This is a genomic window from Nocardioides panzhihuensis, assembly GCF_013408335.1.
Classification (GTDB): domain Bacteria; phylum Actinomycetota; class Actinomycetes; order Propionibacteriales; family Nocardioidaceae; genus Nocardioides; species Nocardioides panzhihuensis.
On the sequence record NZ_JACBZR010000001.1, the window covers coordinates 3,347,742 to 3,366,193 of the forward strand.

Here is an 18,452-nt window from a genome sequence, read left to right on the forward strand (position 1 = left end):
AGACGTCGCACCTCCGGTTCCGGTGCTCACCACGTCATCGCACCAAGGCAGGCAACGTGCCGCCGAGCAGCAGCTCCGCCTCGGCGATGATGGTCGCGACTACGTCTGCGGCCGGCGCAACGTCATGGATGAGCCCCTGGGCCTGACCCGCCCACCACAGGCCGTCGTCGAGCGCGCCGGCGGTGAGCACTCGCTCGCGGCCGCGGACGCCTGACGCCAGGTCGGCCACGTCGGCGAAGGTCGTCCCCGGTCGAGCGCCGATCTCACGGATCTGCTCGGACACGGCATTGCGAGCCACTCTGGCGGTGTTGCGGAACTCGCGAAAGATGAGCACGGTGTCGCGCTCGTCGTTCGCGACCAGCTGCTGCTTGACGTTGTCGTGGAGCGGCGCCTCGTCCGTGGCCATGAAGCGAGTGCCCATGTTCGCCGCACAGGCACCCAGCGCGAGCGCGGCGACCAGGCCAGCACCCGTTGCCAGACCTCCTGAGGCGATGACCGGAATCTCGAGGGCCCGCACCGCCGCCGGGATCAGGACGAGGCCGGGAACGTCGTCCTCTCCGGGGTGGCCTGCGCACTCGAATCCGTCGATGCTGATCGCGTCGACGCCCTTCCTCTGCGCCGACAGGGCGTGCCGCACGCTGGTCGCCTTGTGGATCACCTGGACACCGGCAGCCTTGAAGTCCGGGAGGTGCGGCTCCGGGCTGGAGCCTGCCGTCTCGACAATCCGAACCCCCGACTCGATGATGGCCGCGCGATACTCGTCGTACGGGACCGGGTCTCGGGTCGGCAGGATCGTCAGATTCACGCCGAAGGGCCGATCGGTCAGCTCACGGGTGCGGGCGACCTCGGCGGCGAGCGCCTCCGGCGTCGGCTGAGTGAGCGCCGTCAGGAAACCGAGGGCCCCTGCGTTCGCGACAGGCGCGATGAGCTCTGCGGTGCCCAGGCCGGTCATTCCGCCGCATACGAGTGGGTGCTCGACACCGAACATCTCGGTGAAGGTGGTTCTGATCATGGGTTGCTCCTTCGGGTTCGGTCTGGTCGGGTCCGCTCCAACCGCTCAGAGGTTGCGGGAGATGACCAGGCGCATGATGTCGGAGGTCCCCTCCTCGATCTCCTCCAGCTTCACGTCGCGCATCCACTGTTCGACGGGATACTCCCGCGAGTAGCCCCAGCCACCGAGCGTCTGCACCGCGGCGTGGGTCACGAACATCGCCGTCTCCGAGGCCTGGAGCTTGGCCATCGCGGCCAGCCCGGTGACGTCCGCGCCCGCGTCCAGCTGCCGCGCGGCGTGCAGGGTCATGAGCCAGGCCGACTCGATCCGGGTCGCCATGTCGGCGAGCCGGAAGGCGACCGCCTGGTGTTCGATGATCGGCTTGCCGAACTGGGTGCGCGTACGCGCGTAGTCCAGCGCGAACTCGTACGCCGCCCGAGCGGAACCGGTCGCGGCCGCTGCGAGCACGACTCGGGAGACGTCGAAGGTCTTCATCAGACCGATGAACCCCTGGCCCTCCTCCCCCAGGCGGTTCTCCTCGGGCACGAACGCCTTGTCCAAGAAGACCTCGCGACAAACGATGGCGCGCTGACCCATCTTCTTCATCGGCTCGCCGAAGGTGATGCCTGGGGTGTCCTTGGTGAGCAGGAAGGCGCTGACGCCGCGCGACCGCAGGCTCGGGTCGGTCTTGGCGAAGACGACGTACTGGTCGGCGAGCCCGGCGTTGGAGATCCATGCCTTCTGTCCGCTGATCTCGTACCCACCGGGGACCTTCTCCGCGCGAGTGACGATCGATGCTGCGTCCGACCCCGAGCCGGGCTCAGTGGTCGCCAACGCGGTGTAGATCGGGCTGTCCCCGGTCAGCGGGCGCAGCCACCTCTCCTTCTGGTCGTCGGTGCCGAGCGCAAGCAACGGGTCGGCGAAGAAGCCGTTGGAGCACACGAAGTTGCCGATGCCCGGATCGCCCCAGCAGAGCGTCTCCTGCACCAGGCACTGCGTGAACACATCGGTGAAGCCACCGCCGCCGTACTCCTCGGGCAGCATGAAGTCGGTGATGCCGACCTTGGCGGCCTTCTGGAAGATGTCGACCGGCGACACCACGTCGGCCTCGTCCACCTCGCGCCCACGGGGTCGGATCTCCTCGGCCGCGAAGGTGGTGCACAGGTCGATGATGTCGCGCTGCTCCTGGGTCAGCGGCCAGTGTTCGATGTTGCGCTGGGTCATGGTCTCTCCTGGGTGTGCGTGGTGGGTCGGTGATTTCGTGGAATCGGTGGTGGGGTCTGAAGTGGTCAGAGGTGGACGGCGGTGAGCTCGGTGAACTCGAGCAGCCCCTCGACGCCGAGCTCGCGGCCCGTCCCGGAGTTCTTCCAGCCCCCGAAAGGCGCCTCGACGTCGTACTCGGCCTCGTTGATGAAGACCTGCCCGGCGTCGACCCGGCTCGCCAGCGATCGGGCCCGGTCGCTGTCTTGGGACCAGACCGCGCCCGACAGCCCGTACGCCGTGCCGTTGGCGATACGCAGGGCGTCCTCGTCGTCGCGATAGCCATGGACGACGAGTACGGGACCGAAGATCTCGTGTTGACTGATCGGGTCGTCGACCGGCAGTCCGGTGAGCACGACCGGCCGCAGGAAGTGGCCGGTCTCAGGGGTTGCGGTGGTCTTGGTGGCGACCCGGGCGCCGCGGACGACCGCCCCGGCGACCATCTCGGTGACCTTCGCACGCTGGGCGGCGTTGGTCAGGGGACCCAGCTCGGTGGCCAGGTCGGCAGGGTCGCCGACCACCATCTCGTCGGCGCGAGCGGCCGCGATCTCGACCGCTTCGTCGAGCCGGTCCTCGGGGACGAGCAGTCGGGTCCAGGCGCTGCAGGTCTGTCCCGAGTTGAGCATGCAGGAGTCGACCGACCACCGCACCGCGGTTGCAAGGTCGGCGTCGTCGCACACGATGCTCGCGGACTTGCCCCCGAGCTCGAGGGTGACCCGCGCCAGATGGTCCACGGCCGTCGCCGCGACCTGACGGCCCACGGCGGTGGAACCGGTGAACGAGACCACGTCCACCTGCTCGTGAGCGACCAGCGGCGCGCCGACCTCCGGCCCGGTTCCGGGCAGCAGGTTCACGACACCGTCGGGCAGGCCCGCGCGGAGCGTCGCCTCGGCGAACGCGTACGCCGAGAGCGGGGTCAGCTCGGAGGGCTTGTGGACCACGGTGCATCCCGCGGCCAAGGCCGAGCCGACCTTGGTAGCCAGCTGGTAGAGCGGGTAGTTCCAGGGCGTGATCAGTGCAGCCACGCCCGCCGAGCGCCGATGCAGGGAGAGGTTGCCCTGCTCCACGACGAGCGGCAGGGTCCGGGCGTGCCGGGCGGCAGAGGCGAGGACGTCGAAAGAGGCATCCACGTGCCAGGTCGCCGCCACCCTCACCGGTGCGCCCACCTCTGCGACTGTCATCTCGATGAGCTCCTCGCGCTGGCGACGCAGCTCGGAGAGCACGGCGTCGATGTGGTCAGCCCGCTCCTCCGGCGCGAGCGCGGACCACGACCCGTGAGCCTCTCGAGCCGCGGCCACTGCCTGCTCCACCTCGGCCCGGCCGGACCGTGCTGAAGTGCCGATCACCGCCGTCGTAGCCGGGTTCTCGACCTCGATGGTCGCCCCTGGCCGGATCCAGCGGCCGCCGATCAGTGCTTCATCCCGCGACCACCTCATCTGTCCGTCTCCCCGTCGTCCGTGATTGCCAGAGCGTCGACGGCCAGTGCTCCGGCCGGGGAGACTCTCACCGGGTTGATCTCCAGCTCGGCCAGGACGGGATCGGCGGTGACCGCAGCGGAGGCGGCGACGATCACGTCGACAAGGGCAGGCACGTCGACACCCGGCCGACCTCGCCAGCCGGCGAGCAGCGGCCGACTGTGCAGTGCGTCGACCATCGCGCCCGCGGTCTCCCGGTCGACGGGCGCGATCTCGGTGCGCACATCGCGCCACAGCTCCGCCTCCGTCCCACCGGATCCCACGGTCACGAGCGGGCCGAAGTCGCGGTCGCGACGAGCCCCGACGAGCAGCTCGACGACGTCGCTCCTCTCGTCCTGCTCCTCCACGACGTACTCCCCGTCGCCGAGCCGGCGATGCATCCGGGCGAAGGCGTCAGCGAGCTCGTCCGCGGAGCGCAGGCCGAGCACGACGCCGTCATGTTCGCTCTTGTGGGTGAGCCACCCAGCCTTGAGCACGAACGGTGCCCGTAAGACCTCCGCGGCGGCGCGGGCCTCGCCGATGGTGTTGACCCGAGCCCCCGGCGGCACCGGGACGCCCATCCGATCGAGCAGGTCGCGCGCGGCCCAATAGCCAGGTCGGACCTCGAGACTGCGGAACACCGGACGCTCGAGGTCGCGGCCGGGATGCGCCGAGAGGTGGCGAGCGCGGGCCAATGCGCGCAGTGCCGACTCCACCGCCGGGAACGTCGGGATGCCGTGCTCCCACATCCGCGTGAGCGCCGCCGAAGCTGCGCTCATCGTGTGCACGACAAGCGGAACGTGTGTGTTCCGGGCCAGCAGGGCGAGACGGTCGACGACGGCGAGCTCCTGGCCGGCCAACGCGGGGGTGTCCTCGCCGTAGCAGCCGAGATATCCCGACAGCAGCACGGCATCCACCTCACCGGAGGCGGCGAGTCGCTCGCAGATCACGGCGTACGTCATCAGGTCGGCCTCGCCGGCTCCGGCCAGATCGATCGGGTTGGCGACCGAGGCGCCGGCGGGCAGCAGGTCCGCGAGGACGCGCTGCAGCTGTGGGGAGAAGGCCGGCGTGTCCAGGCCCAGGCCACCGGCCACGTCGGCAGCAACCCCGCCCTGACCACCGCTGTCACTCACCACCGCGACCCGTGCGCCCGCCGGCAGCTCGGCGACCGAGAGGAACCGGGCGACCTCGACCAGCTCGGTCGGCGTGCGGACCCGGACCGCGCCGGCGGCCCGGCACGCGGCGTCGACGACGTCGATCGCCGAGGTCATGGAGCCGGTGTGGCTGGCGGCGAGGCGTTTGCTGCCCTCGCTGGCACCCGTCGCCAGCACCAACGTGTGCTTCCCGGCCTCCCGCAGCCGACGCACGGTTCGTACCAGGTCACGGCCACCGTCGAAGCTCTCCAGGTAGAGCGCGACGATCTTCGTCGAGTCGTGGTCGATGAGGTCCTCGAGAACCTCTTTCGCCCGGACGTCGAGCTGGTTTCCGACGGATACGAAGCGAGAAACCCCGAGACCGGCGCGAGCAGCGAGGTTCGCGATCTCCGAGCCGAGCTGGCCGCTCTGAGAGACGATGCCGATCTCTCCTGCCTCGAAGTGTCCCCAGGCGAGCTGAAGGTCCGTGTCGGCGTCGAAGAGGCCGAGACTGTTGGGACCGACAAGGCGCGCCCCTGCCGAGGCGAGACGCTCCCGGATCCGGCTGCAGTCTGTTACGCCGGACGTGATCGCCAGGAACGCCCGTACTCCCCGTTCCAAGGCGTCCTCGACGACCGCATCGACGTGCGCGGCAGGCACACAGAGGACGACGAGCTCCGGAGTCTTGGGAAGCGCAGACATCGACGGGTGAGCCGGATGCCCCTGCACCTGGTCCGCGGATCGGTTCACCAGCCAGACGTCCCGGCGGTGTGCTCCCCGAAGTGCGCCCTGGGCGATCCAGTAGCCCCACTTGGCGGGGTTGTCGGATGCGCCGACGACGGCCACCGAACGAGGATCACGAAACGCTCGGAGGGCGCCGGGCCGGGTCCGGTCAATGGGACTGAGCACAGGTTCTCCTTTGTTGATTGATGCGTCAGTTAAATATAGAGGCAAGCAGACATCCGGTCAACGGCCAGCACAAACCTTCCGCGAAGGCCAGTCGGCAGCGCAGGCGCCACGGCCTCACGGATGCGCCGAACAGCCCCTCTCCGGCCTAGGCCAAAGAGCAGGGAAGGGTGAGGATGACCTCCGGCGTCAGGTCGCGACAGGCACGTCGAACGAGGCGAGGGCCTGGTCGCAGACCGCGCGCATCTGGTCGACGCCGAGCTGCTCCGAACCGAGCAGAACCTGCAGGCTCAGCCCGTCGATCATGCTGATCAACGCGTTGGCCATCGACGTCGGGTCGCCAGCACGGAAGTGTCCGACCCGCTGACCGTGCTCGATGATGGAGCGGACGATCGTGCGCCAGGCACCGTAGACCCGCTCGTTCAGCCGCGCCAGCTCGGCGTCGTGAAGCGCCTCGACCCAGAGCTCGGCCCATACGTGCCACGCCCGAACGGTCTCCTCGTCGGTCGGCAGGTAGGACTCGACGAAAGCCCGCAGCTCGCTGCGCGGGTCATCGTGGAGGTCGAGGATGTGCTGGCGCCTCTCCAGCGACCGGGCGAAGTTCCACTCGAACGCAGCCGTCGTCAGGTCACGTTTGGTGTCGAAGTAGTAGTGGACCGTCCCCGTGCTGGTGCCGATCTCCTTCGCCACGTCCGCGATCCGCAGTGCCGTGAATCCCTTGTCGGCGAGAACCGTGCAGGCGGCCGCCAGGATCTGCTCCTTGCGCTCTGCTTCGACACTGGGGCGTGGCATGGCGGAAATCCTAACGGACCGCACCGGGCGACTCAGCCGCCAACGCCGCAGTCACCTCGGCCGCTGCACGCTCCCCGGACCGGATCGCGCCGTCCATGTAGCCGTTCCACACCGTCGCCGTCTCCGTCCCCGCCCAGTGCACGCGCCCGCACGGCGTACGCCAGCCGTCCCGCGCGTGCTCGAGCCAGGCCCCGGGCACCGGGACCGCGGCGTACCCGCCCTCAGCCCAACGATCTTCGGGCCAGAGCTGCTCGACGTAGTCGAGGGGCTGCATCGCCTGCGGACCGAATACGCGGCCAAGCACGTCGAGGACCGCCGTACGCCGCTCGCCCGGATCCAGGGCAGCAAAGGTCCGGTAGCGGTCACCGTAGGTGAAGCAGACCAGCACCCCGCGCGAGCCGTCGTCAGGAGAGTTGTCGAAGACGACCCCGACCGGCTGGGCGTCGTAGGCGACCATCTGGCCGGACAACCCATCCTCACGCCAGAAGGGAGAGTCGTACCGAAGGTGGACCTTCGCGACGTCTCCCATGACGCTGGAGGCCAGCCAGCGTCGACGGGAGGTCGGAAGCGCGGGTTCGAACTCGATGTGGGACGTCGCGGCGGGCGCGCTCGTCACCACCACACGATCTGCGCGGACATTGCCGCGAGCGGTCTCCACCGTGACCGCATCGTCGCCCTGGCGGATCGCCGAGACCGGCGTCCGGACATGGACTCGCCCGCCGAGGCTGGCGGCAGCCGCCAGGGCGGGCGCCTGCGCACCATCGACGAACCGGCTGTCCTGGGCGTAGCCGATCGTCTCCATCAGCGAGCGCATGCCGCCGGCACCCGCAACATAGAAGAGCAGGTGGAACATCGACAGGTCGCGCGGCTCGCACGACCACACTCCCTGCACTGCGAGCGCAAGCCTCCGCCTGGCCGCCGGCGAATCCACATGGGCATCCACCCATGAGTGCACGGTCTGGCTGTCCCACTCCTCCAGCGACGAGCATGCCAGCGGATCGGCGAGGTCGATGGTCGCGGCCAGCGCATCGAGCCGCCCCTCGAGGCGCTCGTAGTCCTCGACGCCGGGACCCTCGGAGTGCTGGTCCGACGTGAACGGGTACGTCGTACCGTCCGCCCAGATCTCGACGTGCCGGCCGACGTCGTAGGACTGGAAGGTCGGGCATCCGAAGCGCTCCGCCCAGGCGAGCAACCGGGTCTGGGTCGGCCCCACCCATTGGCCACCGTGGTCGACCACGACGCCGTCTCGGCGCTCCGACCAGATCCGACCGCCTACGCGGTCGGCCGCCTCGAGCACGACCACGTCGACCCCCGCTTCGCGCAGCTCGATCGCGGTCGCGAGACCCGCGTACCCGGCTCCGACGACCACGACCTGGCAACGCCTCGGCAGCGCACTCATCACAGACCTCCCATTTCACGGACCCGGAGAACGAAATCCGACTCACAACCTTGACATGTGTGACCTCGGCCACCCACTCTGATAGATAACTGATCCGTTAGTCAACTATGGAGACCACATGGACGAGCAGTTCGAGGCCGAGCTGGAACGACGACTCTGCCTGATCGACGACCCCAGCACCGAAGAGGGTCCTCTCCCCCGCCTACCGTTGTCTGACGTCGTACTGAGTGTCGTCGGCCTCGTGGTTCTGTCGGTTGCGCTGTTGTTGTGGTGCCTGTGATGAGTGACTCGAACAGCGGGGCCTCGCGGACCGATGTGGCCCCAGCCGCCGACAAGGACGGCACCCTCAACGAGCTGCCCCTGATGCGATCCGAGCGGATCTGGGGCTTCTGGGACTACAGCGCCGTCAACGTCGGTCTCGCCATCGCCACCTGGGCCTTCCTCCAGGGCGGGGCGGTCGCGTACTACGTCGGCGCCAAGCAAGCCATCGCCAGCATCGTCATCGGCTACGGCATCAGCGTGCTCCTCGTCGCGCTGGCGCCGTGCCTGCCCTGCTCCCGGTGGGGCATCGAGCAGTTCGCGAGCCTGCGCAGCGCCTTCGGCGTACGCGGCGCCAGGATCGTCATGCTCGTGATGTCCGTGATCTTGGCCGCCGCCTGGTCAGCCGTACTGGCGATCATGTGCGGGCACGCGCTCGCCAACGTCGCCAACCAGGTGCTCGGCACCAGCATCTCCACCACCAGCGCGGCCGTGAGCGTCCTCGGACTCCTGGCCGTGGCCGTGTCGTGGACGATCGTCGCTCGTGGACCCCAGTCGATCGAATGGGTCAATCGCCTCATCGCGCCCGGACTGATGCTCGTCACGGTAGGGATGCTCGTCCTGGTTTTCACCAAGACCAGCTGGAGCGATCTGGCCGCCCTCCCGGCGATCGACCCCTGGGGTGACAGCCACCTCGACTTCATGCTCGCGGTCGAGCTCAACATCGCGGGTGGCTTCGCATGGTGGCCCAACGTCGGCAATCTCGCCCGCCTCACCGACAGCCCGCGCGCTGCGTACTGGCCGAACATGATCGGCCTGTTCCTCGCCTCGGTCGTCGCGGCCATCGTCGGCGTGTTCTCGGCCCTCGCCCTCAACTCCGAGGACCCGACACTCTGGATGGTGCCTCTCGGCGGCGCCGTGCTCGGCGTCATCGCGCTGGCGTTCGTCGGGATGGCGAACATCACCAGCATCGTCGCTCAGAGCTACTCCGCCCTGGTCGCCCTTCGTGGAGGCGGCGGCGATCGGCTCCGCCGCGCACCCTGGGCGCTGCTGGCGATCATCGTGCTGCTCCCGGCCGCGATCCTGGTGTTCTTCCCCGGCGCCGTCTATGACAACTACGGTCGGTTCGTGTCCTGGGGCGCGATCGTTGTCGCTCCGCTGTGCGGCATCCAGATCGCGGACTACTTCCTCCTCCGGCGCCAGGAGCTCGCACTCCGCGATCTCTACCTGCCCGACCGACGCTCCGCGTACTGGTTCTGGAACGGTTTCAACCCGATCGCGATCCTCGCCCTCGCCTGCGGTGCGACCGTCTACGCACTGCTGCTCAATCCGGTGACCTACGAGCCGGCCGCATGGTTCCGCTACGCCACTGCCTCGGTCCCCGCGTTCGTCGCCGCAGGCGGGATCCACTACGTCCTCACCAAGGCCCTCGTGGCACGTACCTCAGTCGGCGGCTACCCGGACAGCACCTCAGCCCGGATACGTCCAGCTACGGAAGCGTAGGCCGAGGCCTCGGACCCGGAGGCGAGAAGCCGGAGACGTACGACGCAGCCGCGGCCGTCGTTCGAGACTCCCCCGGCGCCGGCAATCACCGCGTCGGGGGGGGACGCCGAAGACGACGAGCATGAGATCGGCCAATGCCACACCGATCAGGCCGCACGCCCCCGGAGGCCGTGCACGCGGCCGCAAGCCGCCTTGAGTCAGTAGAGAAAGTTCTCACAAACCGGCCGGATGAGTCTGTGATCCGCCTGGCGACGGCGCGACAGGCCTCCGTCACCTGATCTGCCGCCCTTGGCTTGGACCGCTCTCTGCGCGGCATTGCGGGCGCGTCCTGCTCGACTACTCGTCAACGTACGAGTCTGGATCGTCGAATCGGCTCGTCTCCCGCTCACGGTGCGGTCCGACGTACGTGCGGTAGCCGACGAGCCAATCGGTGGACTTCCATTCGATGGTGCGGCGCGCGGACTCGAGATTGCCCACGCAGAAGTGGAGTCGACCGCCCAGCAGCACCAGGCCTCGCCGCCAAAGCAAGACCGGCAGAAAGTCTGGGAGGTGACTACGAGTCACCCATCGCGGTGCAACCCTGCGGCCGTTTTCGGTCCTCACGACGCGCCACCAGCCCATATGCACAGTTTGGCACGGAGGAACGATCCGCAGGGTGGTTCATCGCGGAGTGGTTAGGGGCGTCGCAGATCAGTTGCCCAGAGATCGAAGACCTCACTTTTTGTGAGTCGGACCTGACGCTCACACGCGTCATGAACTTCAACCTCGATCTCCGCCAGGCGCCGACCCCATCCACCCGCTACCTCGTCCTCGAGGCCGTAGAGCGCACCAAGCGGGTCGTCGTGAAACTCGCGACCGTAGTCATTCTGCTCGAACACACCGGTAACTGCTGTAAGAACCCATCGCCAGCCTGCTTTGCCGTCGAGGTGCATGCGTGCAATGTGATCGAACGCAAGTCGCGCCGCCGCGCCGGCCTTGCTGATCGGCTCGACGCCCGCATCGGCCAGGGCGTCCGGGAGGAGGTCATGCACTTCTCGAATGTCGCTGGAGTTCAAAGAAGCGAGCGCGACGATCCCTTCTCCGTCCTGACCTTGCGCCAGCCAATACGCCGCCCACATGGGAACGAGCTCTGTCCGTAGCGTCCCGAGGGTTTCCCAAGCACTAACCAGTGCTGGCGATGGGATGTCCTCTGGATTGGTGGCCACCCGTCCAGACTGGCTGAATCATCGCGCCTACGCCATCGGATATGACGGCATCCGTGGTCTCCAAGCGGTTTCTACTCAAGCCACGTCGAGCGCGTGGCCGACCCCGCGAGTTCACGACCTCCGCCACACCCGCGCCGCGCTCTGGCTGGGTGGCGGCGCTGACCCCAAGGTGCTGCAGCGCATCCTGGGGCACGCCTCCGCCGCATGACGATGGACCTCTACGGCCATCTGATCGACGACAACCTCTGGGACTCGGCCAAGCGGCCCGGGGGCATCCTGGGGGCATCTGAGCCCGACGAGGAGACCGGAGAGTGTCATGTCGCGGGACATCGGTGACAGTTCTGCATCAGGACATCGGTGACACTTCGAATCACCTTGGTGGTGACACTTCTGGCTGGGTTTGGGTGGTGCCTGCCAATGAGCCTGTTGATCCTCGTGTCCGTCTCGCGATCGTGGAGTGGCCACGTGATGCGCCGCGGGGAGCGGTGACGACCTTCTGTGCCGAGCACGAGATTTCTCGCAAGACCTTCTACTCGATCCGTGCCAGGGTTCGCGCCGAGGGCGCGGCCCCAGCGCTTGAGCCCCGCAGCCGGCGGCCCCAGGCGAGCCCTTCTCGGATCACCGAGGTGGTCAAGCAGCAAGCCCTTGAGGTGCGTGCGGCACTGGAGTCCTCGGGCCTGGACCACGGCCCGATCAGCGTGCACGACAAGATGCACGCGATGGGGCTCGACCCGGTCCCCTCGGTCGCATCGTTGGCACGGATCTTCCGTGCCGCTGGTGTGGCTCGTCTTGAGCCGAGGAAGAAGCCCCGCTCGGCGTGGCGTCGGTTCGTGTACCCCGCACCGAACGCGTGCTGGCAGCTGGATGCCACCGAGTACGTCTTGACCAGGGGCCGTAGGTGCGTGATCTTCCAGCTCATCGATGACCACTCCCGCTACGCGGTCGCTTCCCATGTGGCGTGGGCAGAGACCTCCGATGCGGCGGTCGCCGTCTTCGACAAGGCCCTCACGGCCCACGGCGTGCCCCAACGTCTGCTGTCCGACAACGGCCTGGCGCTGAATCCGACCCGGCGCGGGATATTGGGCCGTCTCGTGGTGCGAGCGATGGAGCTGGGAGTCGAGCCCATCACCGGCAAGCCCTACAAGCCGACCACCCAGGGCAAGAACGAACGCTTCCACCAGACCCTGTTTCGCTACCTCGACAAACAACCACTCGCCGCCAGCCTGGCCGAGCTGCAGGCCCAAGTCGACACATTCGACCAGATCTACAACACCCAGCGCCCCCATCAAGGGCTACCTGGCCGCGTCACGCCGCAGACGGCGTGGGAGGCCACCGAAAAGACCGAGGCACCGCGACCCACGCCGACACCCTTCACCCCTGCCCACCGACCGCGACCAGCGGTGATCCCGACCGACCTGCCGCCCGACACCCAAGCTCGGAAATTGACCTGCGTCGGCACACTCTTCCTGGACAAGGTCCAGTACAAGGTCGCCAGAGGACGTCGTCACGAACACGTCCTGGTCATCACCAGCGGTGAGAACATCACCATCGCCGATCTGGACGGCGAGATCCTCATCGAGCACACCCGACCCGCACCAGGCGTCACCTACGTCGGCAACGGGCGACCCCTCAACCCCGGCCCCGGAAACCTCAAAACGTCACCGATGTCCTGACACATCAAACGTCACCGATGTCCTGATGCAGAACTGTCACCGATGTCCTGAGACACGACAGAGGAGACCGGAGAGGATGAGGACGAAACAGGGTCCTGACCTGGCAAAACAAGGTGGTGGACGCAGAGGGACTCGAACCCCCGACATCCTCCTTGTAAGGGAGGCGCTCTACCAACTGAGCTATGCGTCCGAAGCGCCCCAAGAATACGCGACCAGGGGCTGGCCCGACGAACCGGGCCGTAAATGGAAGTTGAGCCGCTGACGTCTCGGGTCGTCAGCGGCTCAACAGTTATAGGTTAGATCCCACCCAGGGCATAAGAAAAGCGATGTAACCACCCTGTTAACACAACTTGGATGATTGGTAAACTATCCGCTCACACCACGGCGTGGAGCTGTGTCAGGTGCTCGTCCAGGTCGCGGCCGTCGGCGTTGGCGTTGTGCACGGCCCACCGCAGCACCCCCGACTTGTCGACGATGTAGGAGGAGCGCAGCGGGGCGCCGGTGCGGTCGTTGAAGACGTCGTAGGCCTTGGTCACCTCACCGTGCGGCCAGAAGTCGGAGAGCACCGGGAAGTTGAGTCGGTCGGTGTCGGCGAACTGCCGCATGGCGTACATCGGGTCGCACGAGATCGCCAGGACCTCGGTGTCGAAGGTGACGAACTCGTCGAGCCGATCGCGCAGCCCGCTCATCTCGCCGGTGCACACGCCGGAGAAGGCGAACGGGAAGAAGAAGATCGCCACGGCCTTCTTGCCGTGGAAGTCCGACAGCGTGATGTCGGCACCGAACTGGTCACGGAGGGTGAAGTCCGGGGCCGGCCCGCCGGTCTCAAGTCCACTCACTGCCCTGCCACCCTCTCGCCGTTGGGTCCTGCCGCCTCGTCGTCCCAGGTCGCAAGCTCGCGCCGGAGCACCTTGCCGGTCGCGTTGCGCGGAAGAGCGTCGATCACGACGATCTCGCGCGGAACCTTGAAGCGAGCCAGATTCTCCTTGACCCAGTCCTTCAGAGTCACATCGACGTCGCCCGCCGCCTCGGCATCGGCGCCAGGAACCAGCACCACGAACCCGCGCAACCGCTTGCCGAAGTCGGCGTCGTCGACACCGACACAGGCCGCGTCGGCGACGAGCGAATGACGCATCAGGCAGTCCTCGACCTCCTGCGGGAAGACGTTCTCGCCGCCGGAGACGATCATGTCGTCGTCGCGGCCCTCGACGTAGAGCCGACCGTCCGGCCCGAACCGGCCGACATCCCCGGTGGCCATCAGCCCGTCGAGGACCTCCTTGCCGCCACCAGTGGTGTAACCCTCGAAGAGGAGGCCGTTGCCGACGAAGATCCGGCCGGCCTCACCGTCGCGCACCGGCGCACCGTCGCCGTCGAGGATCCGCATCTGGGTGCCCCACGGCACCTTGCCGGCCGAGGTCGGCGCCTCGCGCAGGTCGACCGGGTCGGCGATCGAGGCGTAGGAGACCTCGGTCGAGCCGTAGACGTTGTAGAGGCTGTCGCCGAAGCGGTCCATCCACTCCAGAGCCAGGTCGCCGGGCAGCGCCGAGCCGGAGGACGCGACGGCCTTCAGCCTGGATGCGATCGCCTCCAGGTCGTACGCAGCCAGCGTCTCCTCCGGCAGCGACAGGATCCGCTGCATCATGACCGGGATGACCACGAACGAGTCGGCCTGGGTCTCCGCGAGGGTCGCCAGCGCGTCCTCCGGGTCGAACCGGCGGCGCAGGATCATGGTGGTGCCGAGCAGCTCGGCGAAGAGCAGGTGGGCGAGCCCCCAGGTGTGGAAGAGCGGAGCGGCGACGAAGCACCGCCACCCGTCCTTCATGGGCATCCGCGACATCAGCGCCACGGCGGCGTCGAACCCAGCCTCCGGACGCGGCGCCGACTTGGGCGCCCCCGTCGTGCCGGAGGTCAAGATCACGATCCGCCCGTGCCGCTTCGGCGGCGGCACCGGCCGGGCGTCACCGGAGACCAGCGACTCGAGCGTCTCCTCGCTTCGCTCGGTTACTCCCTCGCTCGGCGCGAGCGGACGAGCAAGCTCGCCGCTCGACCTCGCTCCGGTCGTGTCCGCAGGGTCCTCGGAGTCCACCCACGCGACCAGGCGCTGAGCCGAGCTCGCCGCGGACAGCAGCCCGGTGAACTCCTCGTCGTGGATGATCAGGGCGGGCTTGTCTCGCTCCAGCACCCCGACGAGCTGCGGGCCGGCGAAGGCGGTGTTGAGGTAGAGCGCATCGGCGCCCAGCTTCGCGACCGCCAAGGTGGCGTCGACGAACCCACGGTGGTTGCGACACATGATCGCGACCCCGTCGCCCTCCCCCACTCCCCGGGCAGCCAGGGCCCGGGCGATGGCGTTGGAGCGGCGATCGAGGTCGGCGTACGTCAGCGACCCCAGCTCGTCGATGACCGCGGTGCGGCGTGGATAACGGCGAGCGAGGCCGATGAACCCACCGGCCGGACCGGTGCCCCAGCGCGCCAGCGCCAGACCGGTCCGGGCGAGCCCGATCGGGTTGATCGGCCGGACGATGCCGGAGCCGGCCAGGATCTTCGCCGCGGATCCGGCGGTGCGTGCCTTGGCAGTCGTAGTCGAGAACACCGTCGGAAGTCTAGCCACGTGGTGGCGTCGCCTCCGTAAGAATCGAACCACAATACGGACACGGCGTCGCAGTAACCCTGCGGAACCTCCGTTCGCGATCACTCACGCGAGGCCTCTGGCGGGTGTCCGGCGATCCCGAGAATCGCGGACATCACGCAGGGGTCTTCGGCGCCAGCAGACGCGTCGCGGCCCAGTCCTTGCTCACAGATGCGGTGGTGGTCTGGGACAGTCCGGCGATGGGTGCCGCCTCGGCGATGTCGGCCGCGTCGACCGCACCAGGGCGGCCCACCTTCGGCGTCAGTAGCCAGATGACTCCGCCGCCGACGAGGTCGGTCAGCGCATCGACGAGTCCGTCGACGAGGTCACCGTCATCGACGCGCCACCACAGCAGCACGGCGTCGACCACGTTCCCGTAGTCGCCGTCGACCAGATCTGCGTCGACGGAGTCTTCGATGGCGACCCGAAGCTCGTCATCAGTGTCGTTGTCCCAGCCCAGTTCCTGGATGACCATGCCGGACTTGAGGCCCAGCCGGTCCGCAGGCCCTGTGGCTGCGGTCGAGCTCACGTGTCGTTTCCTCCAAAGCTTGTCGTCCACACCGCTTGCATGGACTTGTTTGGTGGTAGTCCAGCGGAGAACGCGAGTCCATGCAACCCCAACCGCCTGTCAGGCGCTAGTTAACGGCGTGTCGTAAGCCTTTCATGCCCTCGGATCGAGCAGGTGCAGCAGTACGTTGCGGTCCTGTGCCGTCCCGGCCGACGGGTGCTCGGCGAGGCGCACCCGCGGCCCCTGCCAGTCGTTCGCGGACAGCTCGCGGGAGAGCGAGGCGAGATGGCCGACCTCCTCGATCGAGCCGCTCCACCGGGCGGGGCCGGCGTGGTCGAGCATCGTGGTGGCGATGGTGAGGACGTCACCGTCCGAGATGAGCTCGACGACCCGGCCCTGCTGCGGCCAGTCGATCAGCGACGGCGCGGTGACCTCCCACCAGGAGCCGTGAGGCTTCACCGACGTACGGTGGGTGTGCCCGTTGAGCCAGAGGACCGCGCTCTCATGCTTCGAGACGGTCTGCACGATCTCGTCGCCGAGCACCCGCCGCTTGCCGCCGGGGCCGCTCATGTCGTTGTGCAGCGAGGCCACGTCGTGGTGGCTGGCGATCACCGCGAGCCGCTCGTCGTAGTCGGTGGACGCGAGCACGGCGTCGAGCCAGTCCAGCTGCTCGGCGTCGATCGACCCCTGGAAGCCGCCGGCCGGGTTGACCGTGTCGAGGACGACGAAGGTGACCTGGTCGTTGACGTCGTAGCGGTAGTAGGGCTCGCCTCCGGCCTTGAACCCGTGCCCGGGCGGCTGCGCCTCGTCGTGCACGTGGGAGTCGACGAACTCCTGCAGCGTGGTCTGCCGGCGCCGCCGGTCGGCGGTCACCTCGTAGGGCTCCAGCTCGGCCAGCATCCCGAACGCCACCGGGTCGCCGGAGACCAGGCCGGAGATGAGCTTCGCCTTGGCCTCGTCGGTCCAGTGCTCCGGCATCGCGATCGCCTTCAGATCACCGACGGCCACCTCGCCGATGGCGGCGGTGCCCGGCACGGTCCCCTGCAGCAGCCCGTCGTGGTTGCCGTTGACGGCCAGCCATGGCACCTCCAGCCCGGGCGAGTCGACCGCGCGGCGTACCGCCTTCAGCAGTCCGGGAACGAGCGGGAAGCCGTGGTCGCCGCGGCGCATGTCGTACGTCTCGCCCTGCGGATGCCAGAAGCGCTTGTCGGGCAGTATGGCGACGCCCTCGTAGTGGAGCATGTCGCCGGAGTCGGGCGTCAGCCGGCCTCCGTCGAGCAGCGTCAGATACCAGTCGAGCTCGTTGAACTGCCCGTTGTCGGTGTTGTCACCGGTCGCGATCGCCAAGTCGAGCGGGCCACCGCCGACGGGGCCCTCGGTGATCTCGTTGACCGCCTCGACCATCGCCGCGCCGACGTGGGCGGTCAGCAGCTCCTGCGCCCGGTACGTCCCGACCTGGTCGATCAGGTCGCAGGTGGTGCTGTCGGGGTCCATGAGCCGGTCCAGGACCTCGACCCGGGCCGGCGACTGGTGGTCGCAGATGTGCATGTCGGACAGGTGCGCGACGGTGAGCACGGGATCACCGAGCTTCTCGGGCCGCCGGGTGAGGTCGGTGCGTGAGACGTGGCGCTCCTGCGGGCCTTCGGCCAGACGTACGTAGGGACCCTTCCGGCCACCCGCGACGATCCGTCCGCTCTCGCTCGTGACACCCATCTGCGCCGCCCTCTCCTCATACCCGGCCAACACCGTCCGGTGCGCGAACCCTACTCCCCTCGCCCACGCCCCTCTGGGCGGGAACCTCGGCGCGAACACCGGCGCCGGGCTGCGCTGCCGTGCCGACAGCTAAACCGCCGCGGACTACCTCCTCTTCGCCGCCGATCACGTTCGGCGGTCGTGAGGTCGAGACGTCAGCGAGCGGCGTAGGCGACCTGTCGGTCGACGGCCTGCCCGCGCTTCCAGGTACGGAAGCTGTCCTCGTTGTTCCCGCGGCGCCAGTAGCCGGAGATCGACAGGTCGCCGCGCGGAACGCCACGCTCGCGCAGCAGGTAGGGACGGATCCGCTGCATCGTGACCTCGGCCTCGCCGTGCACGAAGGCGTGCACCCGGCCGAGCAGCCAGGGCAGCTCCCGCACGACGGTGTCGAGGGGCGGGTCGACCGTGGCGTCCAGCCAGCGCACCTCGACCCCAGCCGGCGCATCGACCTGCTGGAGATGCTCCGCCGAGGGCACCTCGATCACGGCGTAGCCCACCGCATGGGCCGGCAGCACCGCCAGCGCCGCCCGGATCGCGGGCAGACCGGACTCGTCGCCGACCAGCAGGTGCCAGTCGGCAGTCGGGTCAGGAGCGTACGTCCCGCCGGGCCCGCGCACGGTGAGTACATCTCCTGGTCCGGCCGTCGCCGCCCAGCGACCGGCGACGCCCTCCTCGCCGTGGTGCACGAAGTCGATGGCGAAGGTCCCCTCGGCAACCGAGGGGTCCAGCGCGGTGTAGGTGCGGCAGACGGTGGAGCCGTCACCGACCGGAATCTGCAGACGCACGAACCGGTCGGTGCAGACGCTGCCGTCGAACGCGGAGAGGTCCTCGGCGCGGAGGTGAACACGGGTCATCCCGGCGCTGAGACGGCGGGTCGCGGTGACCACGACCCGCGTATCCGGCTTTGCCTCCGGCTTGACCGCGCGAAACATGAGGGGAGCCTAACCTAAATTCTGAGAAAGGCAGGTTGCGGCCCGTGGACTGCCCTAGAG

Annotated in this window: 16 protein-coding genes, 1 tRNA gene and 1 pseudogene; 5 read left to right on the top strand and 13 right to left on the bottom strand. The window is 68.3% G+C overall.

Annotated elements, in window-relative coordinates:
- Window positions 1-34: 34 nt before the first annotated feature.
- The 6 genes from BJ988_RS15865 to BJ988_RS15890 form a co-directional block, all read right to left on the bottom strand.
- The gene (locus BJ988_RS15865; protein WP_179658847.1) at window positions 35-1,012 is read right to left on the bottom strand and encodes an NAD(P)H-dependent flavin oxidoreductase; all 978 of its coding nucleotides are present in this window, start codon (window positions 1,010-1,012) and stop codon (window positions 35-37) included.
- Window positions 1,013-1,057: 45 nt separating this feature from the next.
- Window positions 1,058-2,215, bottom strand: coding sequence for an acyl-CoA dehydrogenase family protein (locus tag BJ988_RS15870; RefSeq protein ID WP_179658848.1), 1,158 nt, complete (start codon window positions 2,213-2,215; stop codon window positions 1,058-1,060).
- 65 nt (window positions 2,216-2,280) lie between these two features.
- Window positions 2,281-3,687, bottom strand: a complete 1,407-nt coding sequence (locus BJ988_RS15875; protein ID WP_179658849.1) for an aldehyde dehydrogenase family protein — start codon at window positions 3,685-3,687, stop codon at window positions 2,281-2,283.
- On the bottom strand, window positions 3,684-5,747 hold the full coding sequence (locus tag BJ988_RS15880; RefSeq protein WP_218860910.1) for an acetate--CoA ligase family protein: 2,064 nt from the start codon (window positions 5,745-5,747) through the stop codon (window positions 3,684-3,686). Before BJ988_RS15880 ends, BJ988_RS15875 begins: the two co-directional genes overlap by 4 nt.
- A gap of 186 nt (window positions 5,748-5,933) precedes the next feature.
- Complete coding sequence (locus BJ988_RS15885) at window positions 5,934-6,536, bottom strand: TetR/AcrR family transcriptional regulator (RefSeq protein ID WP_179658850.1); 603 nt, start codon at window positions 6,534-6,536, stop codon at window positions 5,934-5,936.
- Window positions 6,537-6,546: 10 nt separating this feature from the next.
- Complete coding sequence (locus tag BJ988_RS15890; protein WP_179658851.1) at window positions 6,547-7,935, bottom strand: flavin monoamine oxidase family protein; 1,389 nt, start codon at window positions 7,933-7,935, stop codon at window positions 6,547-6,549.
- Between the two features lie 118 nt (window positions 7,936-8,053).
- On the opposite strand from BJ988_RS15890, the gene BJ988_RS15895 reads away from it, so the two are divergent.
- The gene (locus BJ988_RS15895) at window positions 8,054-8,215 is read left to right on the top strand and encodes a hypothetical protein (protein ID WP_179658852.1); all 162 of its coding nucleotides are present in this window, start codon (window positions 8,054-8,056) and stop codon (window positions 8,213-8,215) included.
- Window positions 8,215-9,696, top strand: coding sequence for a purine-cytosine permease family protein (locus BJ988_RS15900; RefSeq protein ID WP_179658853.1), 1,482 nt, complete (start codon window positions 8,215-8,217; stop codon window positions 9,694-9,696). The genes BJ988_RS15895 and BJ988_RS15900 overlap by 1 nt, the downstream gene beginning before the upstream one ends.
- A gap of 674 nt (window positions 9,697-10,370) precedes the next feature.
- Here the strand turns inward: BJ988_RS15900 and BJ988_RS15905 are convergent.
- A complete protein-coding gene (locus BJ988_RS15905) occupies window positions 10,371-10,901 on the bottom strand; it encodes a hypothetical protein (protein ID WP_179658854.1) in 531 nt (176 codons plus the stop codon).
- On the opposite strand from BJ988_RS15905, the gene BJ988_RS15910 reads away from it, so the two are divergent.
- The 3 genes and pseudogenes from BJ988_RS15910 to BJ988_RS15915 all read left to right on the top strand — a co-directional run.
- Window positions 10,894-11,109 (top strand): site-specific integrase, encoded by a 216-nt coding sequence (locus tag BJ988_RS15910; RefSeq protein ID WP_179658855.1) that lies wholly within the window; start codon window positions 10,894-10,896, stop codon window positions 11,107-11,109. The two genes, BJ988_RS15905 and BJ988_RS15910, sit on opposite strands and share 8 nt — an antisense overlap.
- Window positions 11,106-11,237 (top strand): hypothetical protein, encoded by a 132-nt coding sequence (locus tag BJ988_RS31020; RefSeq protein ID WP_281365482.1) that lies wholly within the window; start codon window positions 11,106-11,108, stop codon window positions 11,235-11,237. Before BJ988_RS15910 ends, BJ988_RS31020 begins: the two co-directional genes overlap by 4 nt.
- A 71-nt stretch (window positions 11,238-11,308) precedes the next feature.
- A pseudogene (locus tag BJ988_RS15915) lies at window positions 11,309-12,247 on the top strand (integrase core domain-containing protein); the annotation flags it as partial.
- A gap of 441 nt (window positions 12,248-12,688) precedes the next feature.
- On the opposite strand, the gene BJ988_RS15920 reads toward BJ988_RS15915, so the two are convergent.
- The 6 genes from BJ988_RS15920 to BJ988_RS15945 form a co-directional block, all read right to left on the bottom strand.
- Window positions 12,689-12,764: transfer RNA gene (locus BJ988_RS15920), tRNA-Val, on the bottom strand.
- Window positions 12,765-12,948: 184 nt separating this feature from the next.
- Window positions 12,949-13,413, bottom strand: coding sequence for a redoxin domain-containing protein (locus BJ988_RS15925; protein ID WP_179658856.1), 465 nt, complete (start codon window positions 13,411-13,413; stop codon window positions 12,949-12,951).
- Window positions 13,410-15,164, bottom strand: a complete 1,755-nt coding sequence (locus tag BJ988_RS15930; RefSeq protein WP_179658857.1) for an AMP-binding protein — start codon at window positions 15,162-15,164, stop codon at window positions 13,410-13,412. The genes BJ988_RS15925 and BJ988_RS15930 overlap by 4 nt, the downstream gene beginning before the upstream one ends.
- 151 nt (window positions 15,165-15,315) lie before the next feature.
- On the bottom strand, window positions 15,316-15,729 hold the full coding sequence (locus BJ988_RS15935; protein ID WP_179658858.1) for a DUF3052 domain-containing protein: 414 nt from the start codon (window positions 15,727-15,729) through the stop codon (window positions 15,316-15,318).
- Between the two features lie 132 nt (window positions 15,730-15,861).
- Window positions 15,862-17,421, bottom strand: coding sequence for a TIGR03767 family metallophosphoesterase (locus BJ988_RS15940; protein WP_179658859.1), 1,560 nt, complete (start codon window positions 17,419-17,421; stop codon window positions 15,862-15,864).
- 194 nt (window positions 17,422-17,615) lie between these two features.
- A complete protein-coding gene (locus tag BJ988_RS15945; RefSeq protein ID WP_179658860.1) occupies window positions 17,616-18,392 on the bottom strand; it encodes a siderophore-interacting protein in 777 nt (258 codons plus the stop codon).
- Between the last annotated feature and the right edge of the window lie 60 nt (window positions 18,393-18,452).

Bases quoted from the DNA above. Each gene is read 5' to 3' on its own strand.
- BJ988_RS15885 (WP_179658850.1), bottom strand. From the start codon at position 6,536: ATGCCACGCCCCAGTGTCGAAGCAGAGCGCAAGGAGCAGATCCTGGCG.
- BJ988_RS15875 (WP_179658849.1), bottom strand. From the start codon at position 3,687: ATGAGGTGGTCGCGGGATGAAGCACTGATCGGCGGCCGCTGGATCCGG.
- BJ988_RS15870 (WP_179658848.1), bottom strand. From the start codon at position 2,215: ATGACCCAGCGCAACATCGAACACTGGCCGCTGACCCAGGAGCAGCGC.
- BJ988_RS15945 (WP_179658860.1), bottom strand. From the start codon at position 18,392: ATGTTTCGCGCGGTCAAGCCGGAGGCAAAGCCGGATACGCGGGTCGTG.
- BJ988_RS15940 (WP_179658859.1), bottom strand. From the start codon at position 17,421: ATGGGTGTCACGAGCGAGAGCGGACGGATCGTCGCGGGTGGCCGGAAG.
- BJ988_RS15900 (WP_179658853.1), top strand. From the start codon at position 8,215: ATGAGTGACTCGAACAGCGGGGCCTCGCGGACCGATGTGGCCCCAGCC.
- BJ988_RS31020 (WP_281365482.1), top strand. From the start codon at position 11,106: ATGACGATGGACCTCTACGGCCATCTGATCGACGACAACCTCTGGGAC.
- BJ988_RS15890 (WP_179658851.1), bottom strand. From the start codon at position 7,935: ATGAGTGCGCTGCCGAGGCGTTGCCAGGTCGTGGTCGTCGGAGCCGGG.
- BJ988_RS15865 (WP_179658847.1), bottom strand. From the start codon at position 1,012: ATGATCAGAACCACCTTCACCGAGATGTTCGGTGTCGAGCACCCACTC.
- BJ988_RS15895 (WP_179658852.1), top strand. From the start codon at position 8,054: ATGGACGAGCAGTTCGAGGCCGAGCTGGAACGACGACTCTGCCTGATC.